Source organism: Providencia sp. 2023EL-00965, assembly GCF_033550225.1.
Lineage (GTDB): Bacteria > Pseudomonadota > Gammaproteobacteria > Enterobacterales > Enterobacteriaceae > Providencia > Providencia manganoxydans.
Genome location: NZ_JAWUEH010000011.1, coordinates 87838 through 108285, shown reverse-complemented (window position 1 = coordinate 108285; position 20448 = coordinate 87838). Strand labels below are relative to the sequence as shown.

Below are 20448 nucleotides of genomic sequence, written 5' to 3'. Positions count from 1 at the left end.
ATATAACTACTTTCAGTGCTCTGTTTTTAACAATCAAAATACGGCTTGTTATTCCAAGATGAAAATATTAGTTACTGGTGGTGCGGGCTTTATTGGTTCTGCAATTATTCGCCATCCCCTTTCATGGTAATAGTTATTTAGTTTAGACATTTATCGGTGGAATGTTAAATTTACTTATTACCAATATTGAGTTTTGACTTTCGATGTCCAATAAAAAAATCCTTAAAAATACAATCTCTCTTTATATACGCCAAATCACCATTATTCTAATTACTTTGTATTCCATGCGGGTGATTTTGAATGCTTTAGGTATAGAAGATTATGGCATTTATAGCGTTGTTACAGGCTTTGTTACTTTGTTAACATTCTTACCGGGAAGCATGGCAAGTGCCACTCAGCGTTTTTTTTCTTTTGCTATGGGTCAGAACGACCTATCAAAATTAAAAAAAACTTTCAGTGTAAATTTAATTATGTATGCATGCATTGCCTTACTTGCTTATGCATTGTTACAAACTATAGGTCTTTGGTACATTAAAGAGTTTTTAAAAATACCTGATACACGCTTTAGTGCCGCATTAGAACTCTATCATTTCACTTCTCTCTCTTTTGTTTTTTCCATTTTCAGTGCACCTTTTATAGCAATTCTAATTGCTCACGAAGATATGCATCTTTACGCACTTATTTCTGTGATTGATGTGGTTTTAAAATTAATAATCGCAATATCTTTAGATTACGTTAACTATGACTTACTTGCATACTACGGCATATCTCTTTTTGTTATATCGGCTTTAATAGCATCGTCTTATATTTATATTTGCATAAGAAAATATACTGAGTGCCAACTAAGAAAGTTTTATTGGAGCACCACCATATTTAAAGAGATTCTAGGTTTTACAACTTGGACTTTACTAGGGCAAATTAGTACTGTATTTCGAAATCAAGCTGTAACCATTTTAGTCAACCAGATGTTTAACCCTAGCGTTGTAGCCGCTAGAGCTATTGCATTGAACATAGCTAGTCAAGTAGCTGTATTTTCAAATAATCTAAATACGGGGTTATATCCCCCTATCATTAAGTCTTATGCTTCAAATCAAAAAAACGACATGATGAATTTAATTTTTAATGGCTCTAAACTCACTTTTTTCCTAATGTGGGTATTTGCACTGCCAATGCTGCTTGAGATGAAAACAATTTTAACACTTTGGTTAAAAACTCCACCACAAGAAGCCATTCTATTTACTCAACTAGCAATTGTTGAATCATTGATATTAGCAATAAGTATGCCTCTAACAACAGCAGTAAGAGCCCCTGGTAAAATGGCTTTGTATGAAATAACTTTAGGCAGTATCCAAATTGCAATTTTTTTCGTTTCGTGGTGGGTTTTGAGTCTAGGGTATTCAGCTGAATGGGTTTTTTTCGTAGCAATAGCTGCTAACGTTTTTATGTTTCAAGTACGCCTAGTACTGGTTAAATATCTTATTGCTATGCCAATTTTACTCTATTATAAAAAGGTAGTTTGCCCCGCTCTAATCATTCTAACCATTTCAGCCGTTCTTAGCACACTCTTATCAAATAGCCTTCCAAACAACTTATACACTTCCTTGGTCGTTATTGTGTTTTCTGTCGCGACTTCAACTCTTGCTATGTACTATTTAGGATTAGATCGCCACTGGCGTAAAAAAATAATTGATGTGTTATCTAATAAGTTTTTAAAATTTAGAGAGATAAAATGAAAATTTTAGTTTTAGGTGGTACGGGTGCTATGGGTATTCACCTTGTACGCTTCTTGGAAAAGCAAAATAACCAAGTTTATGTTACTTCGCGCAGTAGATCAGGCATAAATAATAATATTAACTATATTCAAGGAAATGCCCATAATCAAGAATTTCTAAATAGTTTGTTAAGCCAGAATTGGGACGTAATAGTCGATTTTATGGTGTACTCTACACCTGTTTTTCAACAACGTTATACTCAATTTTTAAAATCAACAAAACAATATATTTTTATCAGTTCCGCTCGTGTTTATGCAGATTCTATTCAACCAATAACAGAAAATTCACTACGATTACTCGACACAATAAAAGATAGTGATTATTTAAAAACTGATGAATATGCTTTAACAAAAGCAAGACAAGAAAATCTTTTATTTGATAGCAATAGTAAAAATTGGACAATCATTCGTCCTTATATTACATACGACGACGAACGATTACAGTTAGGTGTGCTTGAAAAGGAAGATTGGCTATATCGTGCATTACATGGGCGTAGCATAGTTACAGCAAAAGATATTCAAGCTAAAGTAACTACACTTACAGCAGGAAAAGATGTTGCTAGAGGTATTTGTGCATTAATAGGTAACGAACTTGCACTAGGTGAGGCTTTCCATATAACAACCGATCAAAGTATTAGCTGGAGACAAATCTCAGAAATTTATCTACATGCGTTAGCAAAGAATGGATTCAAAGTAAATCTAGTCGAACAAGATTTAGATAATTTCTTGGCTTGGCGCAAAGGAAAATATCAGGTTATTTACGATAGGCTATTTAACCGAGTATTCAACAATGAAAAGATTAGTCAATTTATAGATACCTCAACCTTTATTTCACCACAAATAGGTTTAGAGGCATGTATTCAAAACTTTCTCAGTAGTAAGCCCTATGCCTTCAAGTCAATAAATTGGCAAGAAGAAGCTCTTAAAGATAAAGCATTAAAAGAGAACACATGCTTAAGTGAAATATCTGGGTTCAAAACAAAAATTAAATATTGTTTATTCAAAAGCCTACCAAAGGTAGGAAGGTTACTGACGCGATGAAATTCTACTCAACATCAGAAAAAAATGCATTGATTGTTATCTCACTACTCAAAGCCCATAGCATTCGCTATGTAATTGCTTCTCCAGGCACTACAAATAATGCTCTCATTGGTAGCATTCAAAAAGATCCTTTTTTCAAAATTTATTCAGCCGTTGACGAACGCTCCGCTGCTTATATGGCCTGTGGTTTGGCTGCTGAAACTGGTGAGCCAGTCGTTATCAGTTGTACTGGAGCCACAGCCTCAAGAAATTATGCACCGGGTATGACAGAGGCTTATTATCGTAAACTACCTGTATTAGCGATTACCTCAACTCAACCAATTAGTCGTATTGGGCATCATGTTGCCCAAGTGATTGATCGCAGTGTTATTTCAAATGATGTAGCAAATTTCAGTGTTACTTTACCTGTCGTTAAGGATGAAGAAGATTTTTGGGATTGTGAGGTCAAAGTCAATCAAGCTATTTTGGAGTTAACCCGACGAGGAGGAGGACCGGTACATATTAATCTACCAACTACATATAGCCTTCCCTTTACAGAAAAAGAAAATATCAGCTGTAGAGTAATAAATCGCTTAACCTTAGCTGATAAGCTACCAATTCTTGATACAAATAAGCGCATATCAGTTATTATTGGCTCACACCACTGTTGGAGTGACGATGCTATAGAAGCGTTAGAAGGTTTTTGTAGTAAGTATAATACTGCTGTTTTTTGTGATCATACTAGTGGTTATAGAGGTAAAAACCGTGTATTACTTTCACTTGCAGCGGCACAAGAAATTCATTCAAAATCAGAACTAAAATCAGATATAACACTGCATATAGGTGAAGTAACTGGAGATTACCCTTTAACTGGAATGGCTGGAAATGAAGTATGGCGTATCAGCCCTGATGGGGAATTACGCGATACATTCCGTAGGCTGCGCTATGTGTTCGAGATGTCAGAAACATCATTTTTTCAACATTTTGTAGAACAGACAGACCAACCATCTACTAATGAATATTTTCAACAATGCACTGATTTTTTAAAAACAGTACAAAATAAAATACCAGAAATACCTTTTTCCAACATCTGGTTAGCCTCCAAGCTAGCATCGAAAATACCATCAGGTTCAACTATCCACTTTGGGATTTTGAATAGCTTAAGAACTTGGAACTTCTATGACCTTCCCAATACTGTAACTTCTTTCTCAAATGTCGGGGGATTTGGAATTGACGGTGGAGTCTCTACACTACTTGGTGCATCCTTAGCAAATCCGAATAAACTCTATTATGGTGTGATAGGTGATCTTGCCTTTTTCTATGATCTCAATGCCATAGGCAACCGCCATACAGCAAATAACTTACGTATCCTTCTTGTCAACAATGGGAAAGGAACAGAGTTTCGAATGTATAACCATCACGCTGCTCATTTTGGTACAGATGGTGATGAATTCGTAGCTGCCGCTGGACATTATGGAAATAAATCAAGAACTCTTATTAAAGACTATGCCGAAAACTTAGGTTTCGAATATTTTTCTGCATGCAATAAAAAAGAGTTTGAAGACGTTTATCAACGGTTTCTTGAACCTGCAATTACAGATAAACCAATGCTATTTGAGGTATTTACTGATAGTGATGACGAGAGTGCAGCACTTCAAATAATGCATAGATTAGAAGTCAGTGCAGAAAGTAAAGCAAAGCAGACATTAAAAAAAGTACTTGGTCCTAAAGGTATTGATACAGTTAAAAAAATAATAAAAAGGTAAAACATGAAAATTGGAATTTTAACTCAACCATTGCATAATAATTATGGTGGTTTATTGCAAGCTTATGCATTACAACATTATCTAAAACAACAAGGTCATATAGCAATAACTATTGATTTTAAAAAAATATACAAACCTAAGCTTTGGGGAATAAAAGGAATAACAATAAATTTTATAAAAAAGTATATTTTAAGACAAAATATACCTTCAATTTTACCTTTGAATGAAAAAAAAATTAGTCAACATACAGCAAAATTTATTTCTAGAAATATAGAAAGGACACAAGAAATAACTAACCCTAACCAACTAAAAATACTTTCTCAATACAAATTTGATGCTTATATAGTCGGAAGTGATCAAGTATGGCGTCCTGCATACTCTCCCGGAATATCAGCTTTTTTCCTTGATTTTTTAGGAAATGATACAACAACAAAGCGAATTGCTTATGCCGCATCATTTGGTATAAATAATTGTGATGAGTTTTCCACAGAAGAACTCACAAAATATTCTCTATTAGCTAAAAAATTTCATGCGATAGGAGTAAGAGAGGATTCTGCAGTAAATTTATGTAAAAATCATTTTGAGGTTGAGGCTATACAGGTTTTAGACCCAACATTATTACTTAACAAAAATGATTATATTAATTTAATTGCTGACGATTTGCCTCAGCCTTTTACTTGTGATATGTTAGTTTATGTTTTAGATAAATCAATGGAAAAAAATAAAGTTATTAATGTTGTTTCTCAAAAGCTAAAATTAGAACCATATGATTTTCTAGAAAATAATATAGATAATATTTATGCTAGTGTAGCTAAATGGCTAAAAAGCTTTTCTAGTACGTCATTCGTTGTTACTGATTCATTTCATGGAGTAGTTTTTTCTATTATTTTCAACAAACCATTTATAGCTATTGGAAATAAAGATAGAGGGTTGGCTCGGTTTACGTCACTACTAAAATTATTCGGATTGGAAAATCGTTTAATTACATCCCTTGACGAGTTTGATAGTGATATTTTAAATATACCTATCGACTACACTAAGGTAAATGAAATATTAAATAAAGAACAAAAAAAATCCATGAATTTTTTACAGAAAGCTTTAAACGATAAATGATTATGCCAAAAGTATCCGTGATTTTACCTGTCTATAATGCTGAAAAATATATAGAACGAAGTTTATATAGTGTTTTAGATCAAACTCTTGATGATATTCAAATTATTATTATTGATGATGGTTCAACAGATAACTCCTTCTCAATTATAAATAGCATAATAAATAAATATCAAAAATACAAAAATAAAACAATTCTAATTTCTCGTGAAAATAAGGGGGTTGCAACAACTAGAGCTGAAGGAATAACTCTAGCAAGTGGCGATTATATAATTCAATGTGATAGTGATGATTGGGTTGAAAAAAACTGGCTTCAATTGTTATATGATACAGCTCGTAAAAATGACTCAGATATTGTCATTTGTGATTATATGAATGTTTATAAGAATAAACAGTATAGAACCTCTCAGAAAATTTACCCCTCAATACAAGAAAATATAAATGCTTTGTTGAAAGGTGAAATTAGCAATGTGAATTGGGATAAGTTAATAAGAAGGTCACTCCTAGTAGAGAATGATATTAATTATATACAAAATTTAAATATGGGAGAGGACTTTTTATTTACTTTACAAGCATTTCATTATGCAAAGAAAATATCTCACACTCCTAATGTACTCTATTATTATAATAAAACAAATGAAAAATCACTGACATACAAATACTCAGATAAATCATTAAATGATATAATTAACATTACAAACAAGGCTGAATATTTTCTAAGCCAAAGTGGTTACCTTAATAATATAAAAAAAAGTCTCGACTTGTTCAAATTAAATATAAAAACCCTAAGCATTACTCGCTCAAGAGGAAAGTCATACGATATAAAAAAAGGAATAGACTTATTTCCTGAAATTAATTATTTAATATCTACTAAATACGCTTCTAGAATTTTGAAAATTATGTATTTCACCGAAAGTCTTAATATGAATTTTTTAAACCCATTCGTTTTGAAGCTGTTTAATATATATATAAAAATAAATCATTTAATCAATAACAAATAGCCCATAAGGAATCACTTACACGTGAATAAAATTGATATCATTTATCAAACATCGAGTGGGCCACAAACAGATTTTGAGTTTGAGTATATTGAAAATGTCATATTTAAAAATATTAAACATGAAAATCATTTCAATGTAAATAAATATGATATAAACAAGAAAAATCCTTTAGTGATATATTCATGTGATAGAATGAAGCCTGATATTGATTTGCTTAATTACTTAAATGTAATTAAAGAATACAGCTTACTTCATTTGTCTAATGAATATCAACAACATTTAGAGCCTATCTCAATAGGAGGTAAATTCATGAACTTACCCAGCTATATCAATGCTTAAAAGTCAGGCTGTATAAGGTTTTGGTTATATCGATAATATATTTTCTATGCGGTAATTAATCCCTATTGAGATAGGCTCTTAGAGTCGCTTAATTCTGTTTGTGAAAATAACCGCTATATGATGAAAACTGCGGAAAAATAGATATTTATAAAACGTTATTAAATAATAAAAATGATATTAGTTGGCCAGATACTTTCAATGAAAATAAAATTATTGTTAATAAAATTAAGAAATTTTACTATTCAACTGGGCCAAATATACTTCCTCGTATAATTAGAAAATTAAAAAGAATATTTATATCATGAAAATCCTTCATATTTCTCACTCAGATTTAATCGGTGGTGCAGCAAGAGCAGCTTATAGGCTCCACATGGCTCAACTAGATTCAGGCATTGACTCTCAAATGCTTGTTAGAAACAAATTATCTGACCATTGGTCTATATCTGGTCCATCTACCAGATTTGAAAAATCTTGTAATTTATTTCGCTCCCCCATTGGTCATTACATTAATAAATTACAACGTTCCCATAACGTTAACTTTCACTCTGGTGATTGGTTACCATCACGTTGGGCAAAAAAAATTAATTCTAGCAATATTGATATAGTCCATTTACATTGGGTGGCTGGTGAAACTATGTCTATTGAAGATATTGGTAGAATAAAAAAACCTATTGTATGGACATTACATGATATGTGGCCATTTTGTGGTACTGAACATGTGACAAATTATGATGAAAATGCACGTTGGAAAATAGGCTATTCCTCCAGTAATAGAAATAATTTAGATAAGGGTCTAGATTTAGATAAGTTGGTTTGGTTACGGAAAAAAAAAGCATGGAAAAAACAGTATATGCACATAGTTGCCCCAAGTAATTGGATGGCTGAATGTGCAAAAAATAGCATTTTATTTAAAGATTACCCAATCATAATAATTCCTAATGCACTAGATACTGATATCTATAAACCTTTAGATAAATTCTTTTGTCGTAATTTATTAAATTTACCGCTAAATAAAACAATTATTTTATTTGGTGCTATGGGTGGAGGAAAAGATCCAAACAAAGGATTTGATCTTTTAATAGCATCACTGAATTATTTGTCACAGAAAATTGATAATAAAAAAATTATGTGTTTGATTTTCGGACAAAGTAAACCTCAAGATTTTACCAATTTACCTTTTGAGACAAGATGGTTAGGACATGTACATGATGATACGACATTATGTTCAATATATAATGCAGCAGATATAATGATAGTTCCATCTAGAACCGAAAATTTACCACAAGCAGCAACTGAAGCACATTCATGTGGAACCCCCGTTGTTGCATTTAATACTACAGGGCTAAAAGATATTGTGACTCACTTGCAAACAGGATATCTTGCAACACCATTTGAACCTTTCGATATGTGTAAAGGTATTGAATATGTAATAAATGGACAAGAAAAAAATCATAATATAGCAACTAACGCTCGAGAAAAATCAATAAACTCATGGAGACCTAATATAATTGTAAAGAAATATCTTAATGTATACCTGGATATTATGCGTCAACAATCTGTTAAAAAAGCTAAATAACAATATTTTTATCAACCCGCCTATTATTAATAAAGAATATATAATGAATATTATTTCTAATAAAGATAACGTGCTTTTATCATATTTTATCTTTATTTTTTTTCTCATAATATTGCTATCTATGGTCCCTTTAGTAACAGCAATCCTTATCCCTTGCTTATTAATAATTACATCAGAATATATTTCTGATATATTGAGAAAGTTTCTATCCGTTATTGGTTTTTTATCTATAGCCATAATCCAGTCCTCTTGGGTTGTAACTCTGGTTGCTGATATTGGCATCTATTATAATAACTATATTTCGTTGTTGAATAGCAATTATGAGTCTATTTTTGAGTTTGGAGGAGGGATCGAGATTATTCTTCCCTTATATTTTTTAATTTTAGGAAATATATTTGGTGAAATTAGTCCATCACAGCTTGTACTTGCAGTTGATATACCAGTTGTTATTGTTATATCCTTTTTTTTAAATTCAGTTATAAAAAAAATTAATCATAAAAATAGAGCTTTTATTGTAGGAGCCTGTCTTGTTGTTTTTTTTGCAACATCTTGGGCTAGTTTACTGCTCAGACAATATTTTTCATTAATGTTCTTTTTATTAGCATTAAAGTATCGTTCTAAAACATTTGGTATGCTTAGTATATTTACTCATTTCTCTGCCCTGGTTTTTTTTATTTTATTAAAAACATATACCATTAACAAGACAATATTTCGAACTTTTATTATAGTATTTTCATTTGCAACTTATTTTATTACTGATATATCTTATTTTATTATAAATACTGTGGCTAATCCTATTATTGGTCAAAAGTTCTATTTTTATTTAGATGATAGTAATTTTTCAACAACGGGAAATTTGGGGGCTTTAAATTGCACCTTTATTGCTTGTATATATCTATTCATTACTTGGATATTTGAAAAAAAAGATTTATATAACCTAAAAATAAGACACATCTACAGGGTTGATATTTTTTTATTATTAATGGCAATTGTCATGACAATGAATATACCTTTATTGCCTGGACGTTTTTTTATAATACCTATATTGTTTAGTCCATTATTAGCTTATCTATCTTCACCATTAAATAATTCGATTATTTTCAAGTCCATTTATATTCTTTATTTTTTTATGTTAGTCATACGATTTTTAACACCAACATTATCAGCAGCTGAGTTTGATGTAAACTCCTACTGGCAAGCATTTAATTGGTATGGTAGCTATCCATTTTATTATTTATCAGAGTAAACAGATAAACATAGTAAATTTTAATTAATTACTTAGAACCTATCCCAAAAGGAATTGTCAGATAATACATAATGATAATTTATGAGGACAAAGCATGGTGGGCAACAAGTGGCAAATCAGTGATGAACTCTGGGGGAAAATGGCTCCTCTCATCCCGGAGCATAGAATTCAACACCCGCTGGGTACGCACCACAAACGAGTTGATAACCGTGCTGCCATGGATGCCATATTCTTTGTACTCAGAATTGGCTGCCAGTGGAATGCGCTAAATGCCACCGGTATATGCTCGTCAAGCTCTGCTCATCGCCGATTTCAGGAATGGCGGGATGCTGCGTATTTGAACACTTCTGGCAAAACGGGTTGCTTGCTTGCGAACAGTTGGACACTATTGAGTGGTCGTGGCTGTCGATGGATGGTTGTATGACCAAATCACCGCTGGCAGGCTCAAAAAAACAGGCGGGAACCTTACAGACTGGGGGAAACGGGGCGTAAAGCGCAGTCTGATGACTGACGGGAACGGGCTTCCGCTTGCACTGGTTGTCGCCGGAGTAAATACGCACGACATAAAGCTGGTTGCGGATACGCTCGATGCCCTCCAGACGGGCAGACCGGGCAAGAGGCTCCGGTTGTGCATGGACAAAGGGTATGAAGCGGAATGGTTGGGATCGTATCTGAAAATTCGTCGCTATGAACCTCATATCCAGTCACGGAAGGATGAATCGCTACCGTCGTGTCCTGACTCGTTGGGAGAAAAAGGTCGAAAATTACGAGGCGATGCTGCATTTTGCCTGTGGTACCATTGTCTGGAACAAAACCCTATTGGGATAGGTTCTTAAAGGTAAACTATATATTTACACCTTTTATTACAATTTCATTTTTTCTAATAGTATTTTTTACTTAGAGCCTATCTCAATAGGAGGTAAATTCATGAACTTACCCAGCTATATCAATGCTTAAAAGTCAGGCTGTATAAGGTTTTGGTTATATCGATAATATATTTTCTATGCGGTAATTAATCCCTATTGAGATAGGCTCTTATTTACTAACACCATCGAACTTTGCTTTGTTAAATGGCTATTTAATCTAACACTCTGGAATTTCTAATGAAGTTTTCAATAATCACAATTAATTATAATAATAACTTATTTTTAGAAAAAACAATATTATCAATTAAATCATTAATCATTGATGATTTTGAAGTTGAATATGTAGTTATTGATGGTTCATCTACTGATGGCAGTTTAGAAACAATATTGAACTATTACTCGTTAGGTATAATTGATCGTTATATTTCAGAGAAAGACAGCGGTATTTACGATGCAATGAATAAAGGAATAAATATTACCACTGGTGATTGGTTAATTTTTATGAATGCAGGAGATATTTTTGCTAATCCTAGTGTTTTATTAAATGCATACATGGTAATTAATAAAAGAAAGGATTTAAATTTAATTTATGGTGACTACATCTCATCTAATATTTTATTTAAACAAAAATTATCAATCACTTTTTTAATGTCTCATATGCTTAACCATCAAAGTATTTTTTATAAAAAAGTGCTTTTTAATGATAGTGCTTATAGTTTAAAATATCGTTTTTGTGCTGATTATGCTCATTTGATTAACAATCTAAAAGTCATTAATGCCCAACATATAAATCAGGTGGTCTGTATATATGATAACACAGGTGTTAGTTCCTCTAATAAAAATAAAATCAGGATGTGGATTGAACGATTTAATGCCATTTGGAGTTCACCAAATACATATATAGTAAAGACTTACTTATCATTACGAGGTATAATAGCATTACCTTATCAATACATTCGTTTTTTACTTAATATGTGAGGTATTTCTTTGAAACCCGAATTATTTATAGGTGTCTGCTGTACCCTTACCGATTTTACTGAAAATAAAATTAATATAAAAAAATCTCTTGATAATCTAGCCAATGCTTTCAATCATAACTGCTATGTTCTTATAGTCATTCAAAGTAAAAATATTCCTATTATAAATTTTACTTCAGAGAAATATAATATTGAAATAATCCATGATATTAAGCTTAATGTTTCAAATGCTAGAAACATTTGTATAGAAAAAGCATTAGATTATAATATTAAGTATGTTTTATTTCATGACGCTTCCATATACTGGACTAAAAATGCAGCTAATTTCATTAATGTCAATAAAGGATTAACTCCTAAAGTTAATGTTAAATTTAGCGATAGACCTATGCGCGAAGATACTATAGAAGATATGCATTCAAAAACAGGAAAAATCAATCCTATATATCATCCTTTTATTTGGTCTTATCTTTTCAATAAAGAAGATATATCTGAACTAAGGTTTAATATAAATTTTGGTCCAGGTGAAAATACTAATTTTAAAAGTGGGGAAGATGTTCTTTTCTTATTTGAATTCTTCAAAAAAAATAAAAATACGCAAATTATTATGCCGAAAGATAATATATATGTATATCACCCACCACGTGAAGATAATTACTCAAAACATTTACTCTATGCCAAAGGACAAGGGCAAATGTTTAAAATTCTAATAAAAAAGTACCCAAGCATACAAATATATTTTGATTTGTTTCTTTTTTTTGGTAATGGAGTTTATAGACTATTACTATGCAAGAAAAACTCTACTAAAATTTTATTCAAAAGAATATATGGTTTTTTTAAAAGGTAATTGAAAATGAAAATAGCACTTATAACAGGAATTACAGGTCAAGATGGTTCTTATTTAGCAGAATTTCTTCTTGAGAAAGGATATGAAGTTCATGGTTTAATACGTAGAGCTTCATCGTTTAATACTGAGCGTATCGATTCTGTAGTTAATAACAATGAACAAATCAAATTACACTACGGCGATTTAACGGATACATCTAATTTAATTCGTCTTGTTAAAGAAATACAGCCAGATGAGATTTATAACTTAGGTGCTATGTCCCATGTTGCCGTCTCTTTTGAATCGCCAGAATATACTGCTGATGTTGATGCGATTGGAACGCTAAGACTTTTAGAAGCCATTCGTATTAATGGATTAGAAAAGAAAACTCGCTTTTACCAAGCTTCAACATCTGAACTTTATGGCGAAGTACAAGAAATCCCACAACGAGAAACGACACCATTTCATCCTCGTTCCCCCTATGCTGTTGCCAAATTGTATGCTTATTGGATCACAGTAAACTACAGAGAATCATATGGTATGTATGCTTGTAATGGTACTTTATTTAACCATGAATCTCCCAGACGTGGTGAAACTTTTGTAACTCGAAAGATAACACGAACTATTGCAAATATTTCTCAAGGGTTAGAACAGTGTTTATATTTAGGTAATATGGATGCACTCCGTGACTGGGGTCATGCTAAAGACTATGTGCGTATGCAATGGATGATGTTACAGCAAAAGCAAGCGGATGATTTTGTTATTGCAACAGGTAAACAAATTTCAGTTCGTGAATTTGTTCGTATGTCTGCAAAAGAAGCGGGTATTGAGCTAACTTTCAGTGGTACTGGTGTCGATGAAATAGCAACTGTATCTTCTGTAAATCATGATATTGCACCACATGTTAGTGTAGGTGATGTGATTGTCCGCGTTAGCCCTAAATTCTTCCGTCCTGCTGAAGTCGAAACTTTATTAGGCGACCCAACTAAAGCTAAAGAAAAACTAGGTTGGGTACCTGAAATTACAGTAGAAGATATGTGTAAAGAAATGGTTGCTTCCGATATTGAGAAAGCAAAACAACACGCTTTACTTAAAGCCAATGGCTTTGATGTATCTATTTCTTTAGAAAATTAAGGGATAATACGTGAGAAAAACAGTTTTTGTTGCTGGCCATAATGGTATGGTTGGTTCTGCAATCGTAAGACAGTTACAAAATCGTAGTGATATTGAGCTAATCACCCAATCTCGTAGTGAATTAGATTTAACAAACCAAGCTGCTGTCGATTTATTTTTTAAAAAAAATAAAATTGATGAAGTTTATTTGGCTGCTGCAAAAGTTGGTGGAATTCATGCTAATAATACCTATCCTGCAGACTTTATTTATGAAAATTTAATTATTGAATGCAATATTATTCATTCCGCACATAAAAATAATGTTCAAAACTTATTATTTTTAGGTTCTTCATGTATTTATCCTAAATTAGCCGAACAACCAATGTCAGAAAGCGAACTTTTAACAGGTAGACTTGAAGCCACTAATGAACCTTATGCCATTGCAAAGATTGCAGGGATCAAACTTTGTGAATCTTATAATCGACAATATGGCCGTGATTACCGCAGTGTTATGCCAACCAATTTATATGGTGAAAATGATAATTTTCATGCGGAAAATTCGCATGTAATTCCTGCATTAATGCGCCGTTTTCATGAAGCAAAACTGAATAATGATAAAGAAGTCATTGTTTGGGGAACAGGAACACCAATGCGTGAGTTTCTTTATGTTGATGATATGGCAGCTGCTTCAGTGTATGTGATGGAGTTAGATAAAAAAACCTATCAAGAAAATACACAATTAATGCTGTCACATATTAATGTTGGAACAGGTGTTGACTGTACGATACGTGAAATGGCAGAAACAATGGCGAAGGTAGTCGGGTTCACAGGAGATATTACCTTCGATAGTAGTAAGCCTGATGGTACTCCGCGTAAATTAATGGATGTATCTAGATTAAGAGATCTTGGCTGGTCCTATTCCATTGATTTAGAGTCAGGGCTTACCCAAACCTACCAGTGGTTCTTGCAAAATCAACAAAAATTCCGCACTTGATAAAGCATACGGACATAGAAATGACGCAACGATTAGATTTAGAGACTTTTAAAACTGTCGTTTCATCTACCCCTCTAGTATCCATTGACCTAATTATTTGTAATTCTGAAAATCAAGTATTACTAGGGCTACGAAATAATAGACCCGCTCAAGGCTATTGGTTTGTACCTGGAGGGCGTATTTGCAAAGATGAAACTTTTGATGTTGCATTCAATCGTTTGACTAACGATGAACTCGGAAAAGTTTGTAATATAACAGATGCCCAATTTATTGGTGCATATCAACACCTCTATAATGACAATTTTTCAGGAAATAATTTTTCTACTCATTATGTGGTTTTAGGATATTACATAAGGCAACATATTGATATTAAGGAATTACCATTAGAACAACACAAAAATTATAAATGGTGGGATATCGATGAACTACTAGAATCGCCAAAGGTTCATGATAATACAAAAGCATATTTTTTAACTAATCAATTAAATTTAGGGTGAACCACTATGTTATTGCCTGTAATTATGGCAGGGGGCTCTGGTAGTCGTTTATGGCCTCTTTCTCGAAGCTTATATCCTAAACAGTTTATTAGTCTTACTAGTCAAAATAGCATGTTACAAGAAACTGTTGCAAGATTAAGAACTCTAGAACATCAAGATCCATTATTCATTTGTAATGAAGAACATCGCTTTATTGTTGCAGAACAACTAAGACAAAAAAACGTTAAATACAGTGGAATTATTTTAGAGCCTATCGGAAGAAATACTGCTCCAGCTATAGCTTTAGCTGCAATTAAAGCTATGCAGTCAGGTAATGATCCTCTCTTATTGGTGCTAGCCGCAGACCATGTAATTCAAGATCACAATGCTTTCACTCAATCTATTAAACAAGCTATTAAATCTGCTGAACAAGGAAATCTTATTACTTTTGGTATAGAGCCATCGAGCCCAGAAACGGGTTATGGTTATATTGAAAAAGGTTTACTTGTTAACGATAATATTTATAAAGTCGAAAGCTTTGTTGAAAAACCAGATTTAACTACAGCAGAAAGCTATCTTACTAGTAAAAAATATCTTTGGAATAGCGGCATGTTCCTATTTAAAGCTTCATGTTACCTCAACGAACTAAGAAAACATTGCCCTGATATTTTAAGCTCATGTGAATTAGCAATGAATAACTCTCTTAATGATTTAGACTTTACTCGTATAAAATCTGAAATCTTTAGCGCCTGCCCTGATAACTCTATTGATTATGCAGTTATGGAACATGCTGATAATGTAGTAGTAGTGCCTATGGATGCAGGCTGGAGTGATGTTGGCTCATTCAGTTCTCTTTGGGAAGTTTCACCTAAAGATAATGAGTTTAATGTTATTATCGGCGATGTCCTTACCGAAAATACAACAAATAGCTATATCTACTCACAGAACAGACTAGTTTCTACTGTTGGTGTTGATAATTTAGTTATCGTCGAAACCAAAGATGCTGTGTTAGTAGCAAATAAAAATAATGTGCAGGATGTAAAAAGTATAGTAACTCAGTTGAAAAATGCAGGCCGTCCTGAGTGTGAACAACACCGTGAAGCTTATCGCCCGTGGGGAACCCACGATGATATCGCCGAAGGGCAGCGCTTTCATGTTAAACATCTAAAAGTAAAACCCGGTGAAAAAACAGCATTACAAATCCACTATCACCGCGCGGAGCATTGGGTTGTTGTACAAGGAACAGCGAAAGTTACTAACGGCGATAAAAGCTTTATTTTAAGTGAAAATCAATCGACTTATATTCCTATTGGTGCCCAACATCGAATTGAGAATCCAGGGAAGATTGATTTGCATTTGATTGAAGTTCGGTCAGGTAATTATTTACAAGAAGATGATATTATTAGGCTAGAAGAATATGGCGGAAATAAATAATGAAAGTTTCCATCATTACTGCTACATATAATAGCAGTAATACCATAATTGATACACTGAAATCCCTTGAGAATCAATCATATCCGAATATTGAATATATTGTAGTTGACGGGGCGTCAAAAGATAACACTCTAGAAATAATCAAAAAATACAGTACAAAAGTTTCTACAATTATATCTGAGCCAGATAAGGGAATATATGACGCTCTAAATAAAGGTATCGAAGCTTCTACAGGCGATATTATTGGATTTCTTCATTCTGATGATATTTTTGCATATTCAACTGCTATTGAAGATTTAGTTAACACCTTAATTAATGAACAGTCACAAGCCATTTATGCAGATTTGGAATATGTTTCAAAAGAAAATACATCTAATGTAGTTAGGCGATGGATCTCCGGTAATTATAGGCATTCAAATCTTAAAAAAGGTTGGATGCCACCACATCCAACCTTTTTTATGAAAAGAAATCTCTATAAACAATATGGTAGTTTCGACCTTAACTTTAAAATATCAGCTGATTACGATTCTTTGTTACGCTATTTATGGCTAAATAATATTTCCGTATCATACCTTCCAAAAGTAGTCACTAAAATGCGAGTCGGCGGTGAAAGTAATCGTAGTTTTTTAAATATATTAAAAAAGACTAAAGAAGACATTTTAGTGCTTAAAAAAAACAATATCTTTTGGATATACCCTTTGCTCATGAAAAACCTATCCAAATTACCTCAATTTATTAAGAAATAATGAATATGCTATCTAGTCTAGATATAATAAAAATCTCGGGCATACAATTTGGCACTAGTGGTGCTCGCGGTTTAGTAACTCAATTTACAAACGAGTCCTGTGCTGCTTTCACTCATGCATTTATTAATAGTATCAAAAATAAATTTGAATTTGATAAAGTAGCAATTGCAATCGATAATCGCCCAAGTAGTGAGTTTATAGCGACTGCATGTCTTAATGCAATTAAGCAACAAGGAATGGAACCTCTATATTACGGTGTAGTTCCAACTCCCGCTCTTGCACATACTGCAATGAAAAATAATATTCCGTCTATAATGGTAACTGGCAGCCATATTCCATTCGATAGAAACGGATTAAAGTTTTATCGTCCTGATGGAGAAATTACCAAAATTGATGAAGTAGAAATATTAAATAATAATTCTCAATTTCAAATATCTAATAAATTATCATCTACTTTATTAATAAACTCATTAGCGACTGATGAATATATTAACCGTTACACTTCTATTTTTGATGAAACATTGCTAGCTGGTAAGAGAATTGGTATTTATGAACATTCCAGCGCTGGGCGTGATATTTACTCTATTTTATTCAAGAAGCTTGGCGCAGATGTTGTTTGTCTCGAACGTAGTAACCACTTTGTACCGATTGATACCGAAGCAGTATCCGAAGAAGATAAAAACAAAGCTAAATTGTGGTCTGAACAATATAAGTTAGATGCTATATTCTCTACCGATGGTGATGGTGATCGCCCCCTTGTTGCTGATGAAAATGGGGAATGGCTACGTGGTGATATATTAGGTTTATTATGTGCACTAGAAATGGGAATAGAAGCACTGGCTATTCCTGTTAGCTGTAATACTGTGATTTCATTTCATGATGCTTTTAAGTGTGTAAAACAAACCAAAATTGGCTCTCCTTATGTTATTGAAGCCTTCTCTGACTTAGCTAAAGACTATAGAAAAATAGCAGGTTTTGAAGCTAATGGTGGATTCCTTTTAGGATCTAATATTGAAATAAATGGTAAACAACTATCAGCATTACCGACACGAGATGCTGTTTTGCCTTTCTTGATGTTACTATCCGCCGCAAAAGATAAAGGTATTGCCAAATTGGTTGCTGCATTACCACAGCGCATAACTTTTAGTGATAGGATCCAAAATTTTGCTACTGAAAAAAGCAAATCTATTCTCGAAAAGGCAAAAGAAAACCCACAGCATTTATTACAACATTTAGGTTTTGGTGACGAGCAGTTACTCGACTTAAATACCATTGATGGACTAAGAATGACATTGTCAAATGGTAATATTATTCATCTAAGGCCGTCTGGTAATGCTCCTGAGCTAAGATGCTATGCTGAAGCCAATGATCATCAAACTGCACAATTGATTGTGCAGTTATCTTTAAAAAATATTCAAACCTTCTCTGAATTTTAATCCATTTGGTTATTATATGAAAATAGCAATTGCAGGTACAGGCTATGTGCTGAGAGATCCCCTCATAATTTCCCCAAAACGTAACCATGTGTGAATAGATTTTGAGTAAGCAGGGTTGCAGCCACGAGTAAGTCTTCCCTTGTTATTGTGTAGCCAGAATGCCGCAAAACTTCCATGCCTAAGCGAACTGTTGAGAGTACGTTTCGATTTCTGACTGTGTTAGCCTGGAAGTGCTTGTCCCAACCTTGTTTCTGAGCATGAACGCCCGCAAGCCAACATGTTAGTTGAAGCATCAGGGCGATTAGCAGCATGATATCAAAACGCTCTGAGCTGCTCGTTCGGCTATGGCGTAGGCCTAGTCCGTAGGCAGGACTTTTCAAGTCTCGGAAGGTTTCTTCAATCTGCATTCGCTTCGAATAGATATTAACAAGTTGTTTGGGTGTTCGAATTTCAACAGGTAAGTTAGTTGCTAGAATCCATGGCTCCTTTGCCGACGCTGAGTAGATTTTAGGTGACGGGTGGTGACAATGAGTCCGTGTCGAGCGCTGATTTTTTCGGCCTTTAGAGCGAGATTTATACAATAGAATTTGGCATGAGATTGGATTGCTTTTAGTCAGCCTCTTATAGCCTAAAGTCTTTGAGTGACTAGATGACATATCATGTAAGTTGCTGATAGGTTTCCAGTTTTCCGCTCCTAGGTCTGCATATTGTACTTTTCCTCTTACTCGACTTAACCAGTACCAACCCAGCTTCTCAACGGATTTATACCATGGCACTTTAAAGCCAGCATCACTGACAATGAGCGGTGTGGTGTTACTCGGTAGAATGCTCGCAAGGTCGGCTAGAAATTGGTCATGAGCTTTCTTTGAACATTGCTCTGAAAGCGGGAACGCTTTCTCATAAAGAGTAACAGAACGACCGTGTAGTGCGACTGAAGCTCGCAATACCATAAGCCGTTTTTGCTCACGAATATCAGACCAGTCAACAAGTACAATGGGCATCGTATTGCCCGAACAGATAAAGCTAGCATGCCAACGGTATACAGCGAGTCGCTCTTTGTGGAGGTGACGATTACCTAACAATCGGTCGATTCGTTTGATGTTATGTTTTGTTCTCGCTTTGGTTGGCAGGTTACGGCCAAGTTCGGTAAGAGTGAGAGTTTTACAGTCAAGTAATGCGTGGCAAGCCAATGTTAAGCTGTTGAGTCGTTTTAAGTGTAATTCGGGGCAGAATTGGTAAAGAGAGTCGTGTAAAATATCGAGTTCGCACATCTTGTTGTCCGATTATTGATTTTTCGCGAAACCATTTGAACATATGACAAGATGTGTATCTACCTTAACTTAATGATTTTTATCAAAATAATTAGGGGGTTCATCAGGGCTATGTGGGTCTGTCTAACGCCATGTTACTGTCACAAAACCACGAAGTGGTGGCCGTCGACATCGTACCTGAAAAAAGTGGCGATGCTGAACAATAAGCAATCGCCGATTATCGATACCGAAATTGAACAGTTTCTTCTGCGTGAAAAAACACTCAATTTCCGTGCAACCCAAGATATTGTTGAAGCCTATACGGGCGCACAGTATGTGATTGTTGCAACACCGACTGACTATGACCCGAAAAACAACTACTTCAATACTCAGTCAGTTGAATCGGTCATTCATGATGTGCAGAAAATCAACCCAGCAGCCACCATTATTGTTAAATCCACCATCCCTGTCAGGGAAAAATCATGAACATGCCCGTGTTTAAAG

At 33.7% G+C, this 20448-nt stretch carries 17 protein-coding genes and 2 pseudogenes; 18 read left to right on the top strand and 1 reads right to left on the bottom strand.

The window, feature by feature from the left end:
* Positions 1–203: 203 nt before the first annotated feature.
* From SC428_RS14580 to SC428_RS14500, 17 genes and pseudogenes are all read left to right on the top strand, one after another.
* On the top strand, positions 204–1733 hold the full coding sequence (locus tag SC428_RS14580; protein WP_318708383.1) for a lipopolysaccharide biosynthesis protein: 1530 nt from the start codon (positions 204–206) through the stop codon (positions 1731–1733).
* Positions 1730–2812, top strand: coding sequence for an NAD-dependent epimerase/dehydratase family protein (locus SC428_RS14575; protein WP_318708382.1), 1083 nt, complete (start codon positions 1730–1732; stop codon positions 2810–2812). Before SC428_RS14580 ends, SC428_RS14575 begins: the two co-directional genes overlap by 4 nt.
* Positions 2809–4557 carry a thiamine pyrophosphate-binding protein gene (locus SC428_RS14570; RefSeq protein ID WP_318708381.1) on the top strand — a complete coding sequence of 583 codons (1749 nt, stop codon included), beginning with the start codon at positions 2809–2811 and terminating at the stop codon, positions 4555–4557. Before SC428_RS14575 ends, SC428_RS14570 begins: the two co-directional genes overlap by 4 nt.
* A 3-nt stretch (positions 4558–4560) precedes the next feature.
* Complete coding sequence (locus SC428_RS14565; protein ID WP_318708379.1) at positions 4561–5670, top strand: polysaccharide pyruvyl transferase family protein; 1110 nt, start codon at positions 4561–4563, stop codon at positions 5668–5670.
* Positions 5671–5672: 2 nt separating this feature from the next.
* Positions 5673–6668, top strand: a complete 996-nt coding sequence (locus tag SC428_RS14560; RefSeq protein ID WP_318708376.1) for a glycosyltransferase family 2 protein — start codon at positions 5673–5675, stop codon at positions 6666–6668.
* Between the two features lie 21 nt (positions 6669–6689).
* Positions 6690–7007, top strand: a complete 318-nt coding sequence (locus SC428_RS14555) for a hypothetical protein (protein WP_318708374.1) — start codon at positions 6690–6692, stop codon at positions 7005–7007.
* Positions 7008–7308: 301 nt separating this feature from the next.
* Positions 7309–8583: a glycosyltransferase family 4 protein gene (locus SC428_RS14550; RefSeq protein WP_318708372.1), complete on the top strand. Its 1275-nt coding sequence runs from the start codon at positions 7309–7311 to the stop codon at positions 8581–8583.
* 43 nt (positions 8584–8626) lie between these two features.
* Positions 8627–9829: a hypothetical protein gene (locus SC428_RS14545; RefSeq protein WP_318708370.1), complete on the top strand. Its 1203-nt coding sequence runs from the start codon at positions 8627–8629 to the stop codon at positions 9827–9829.
* A 94-nt stretch (positions 9830–9923) separates the two neighbouring features.
* Positions 9924–10657 (top strand): annotated as a pseudogene (locus SC428_RS14540) (IS5 family transposase).
* Between the two features lie 275 nt (positions 10658–10932).
* Positions 10933–11673, top strand: a complete 741-nt coding sequence (locus SC428_RS14535) for a glycosyltransferase (RefSeq protein WP_318708368.1) — start codon at positions 10933–10935, stop codon at positions 11671–11673.
* Positions 11674–11682: 9 nt separating this feature from the next.
* The gene (locus tag SC428_RS14530) at positions 11683–12516 is read left to right on the top strand and encodes a hypothetical protein (protein WP_318708366.1); all 834 of its coding nucleotides are present in this window, start codon (positions 11683–11685) and stop codon (positions 12514–12516) included.
* A 6-nt stretch (positions 12517–12522) separates the two neighbouring features.
* On the top strand, positions 12523–13629 hold the full coding sequence (gene gmd, locus SC428_RS14525) for a GDP-mannose 4,6-dehydratase (protein ID WP_014656705.1): 1107 nt from the start codon (positions 12523–12525) through the stop codon (positions 13627–13629).
* A gap of 10 nt (positions 13630–13639) precedes the next feature.
* The gene (fcl, locus tag SC428_RS14520) at positions 13640–14602 is read left to right on the top strand and encodes a GDP-L-fucose synthase (RefSeq protein ID WP_318708360.1); all 963 of its coding nucleotides are present in this window, start codon (positions 13640–13642) and stop codon (positions 14600–14602) included.
* Positions 14603–14622: 20 nt separating this feature from the next.
* Positions 14623–15099, top strand: coding sequence for a GDP-mannose mannosyl hydrolase (locus SC428_RS14515; protein ID WP_318708358.1), 477 nt, complete (start codon positions 14623–14625; stop codon positions 15097–15099).
* Positions 15100–15105: 6 nt separating this feature from the next.
* On the top strand, positions 15106–16512 hold the full coding sequence (locus tag SC428_RS14510; RefSeq protein ID WP_318708356.1) for a mannose-1-phosphate guanylyltransferase/mannose-6-phosphate isomerase: 1407 nt from the start codon (positions 15106–15108) through the stop codon (positions 16510–16512).
* Complete coding sequence (locus SC428_RS14505; RefSeq protein ID WP_318708354.1) at positions 16512–17258, top strand: glycosyltransferase family 2 protein; 747 nt, start codon at positions 16512–16514, stop codon at positions 17256–17258. The genes SC428_RS14510 and SC428_RS14505 overlap by 1 nt, the downstream gene beginning before the upstream one ends.
* 5 nt (positions 17259–17263) lie before the next feature.
* Complete coding sequence (locus SC428_RS14500) at positions 17264–18694, top strand: phosphomannomutase (RefSeq protein WP_318708352.1); 1431 nt, start codon at positions 17264–17266, stop codon at positions 18692–18694.
* 62 nt (positions 18695–18756) lie between these two features.
* On the opposite strand, the gene SC428_RS14495 is transcribed toward SC428_RS14500, so the two are convergent.
* Positions 18757–19965: an IS4-like element ISVsa5 family transposase gene (locus tag SC428_RS14495; protein ID WP_264303016.1), complete on the bottom strand. Its 1209-nt coding sequence runs from the start codon at positions 19963–19965 to the stop codon at positions 18757–18759.
* Between the two features lie 131 nt (positions 19966–20096).
* Here SC428_RS14495 and SC428_RS14490 point away from each other — a divergent pair.
* A pseudogene (locus SC428_RS14490) lies at positions 20097–20415 on the top strand (UDP-glucose 6-dehydrogenase); the annotation flags it as partial.
* Positions 20416–20448: the final 33 nt, after the last annotated feature.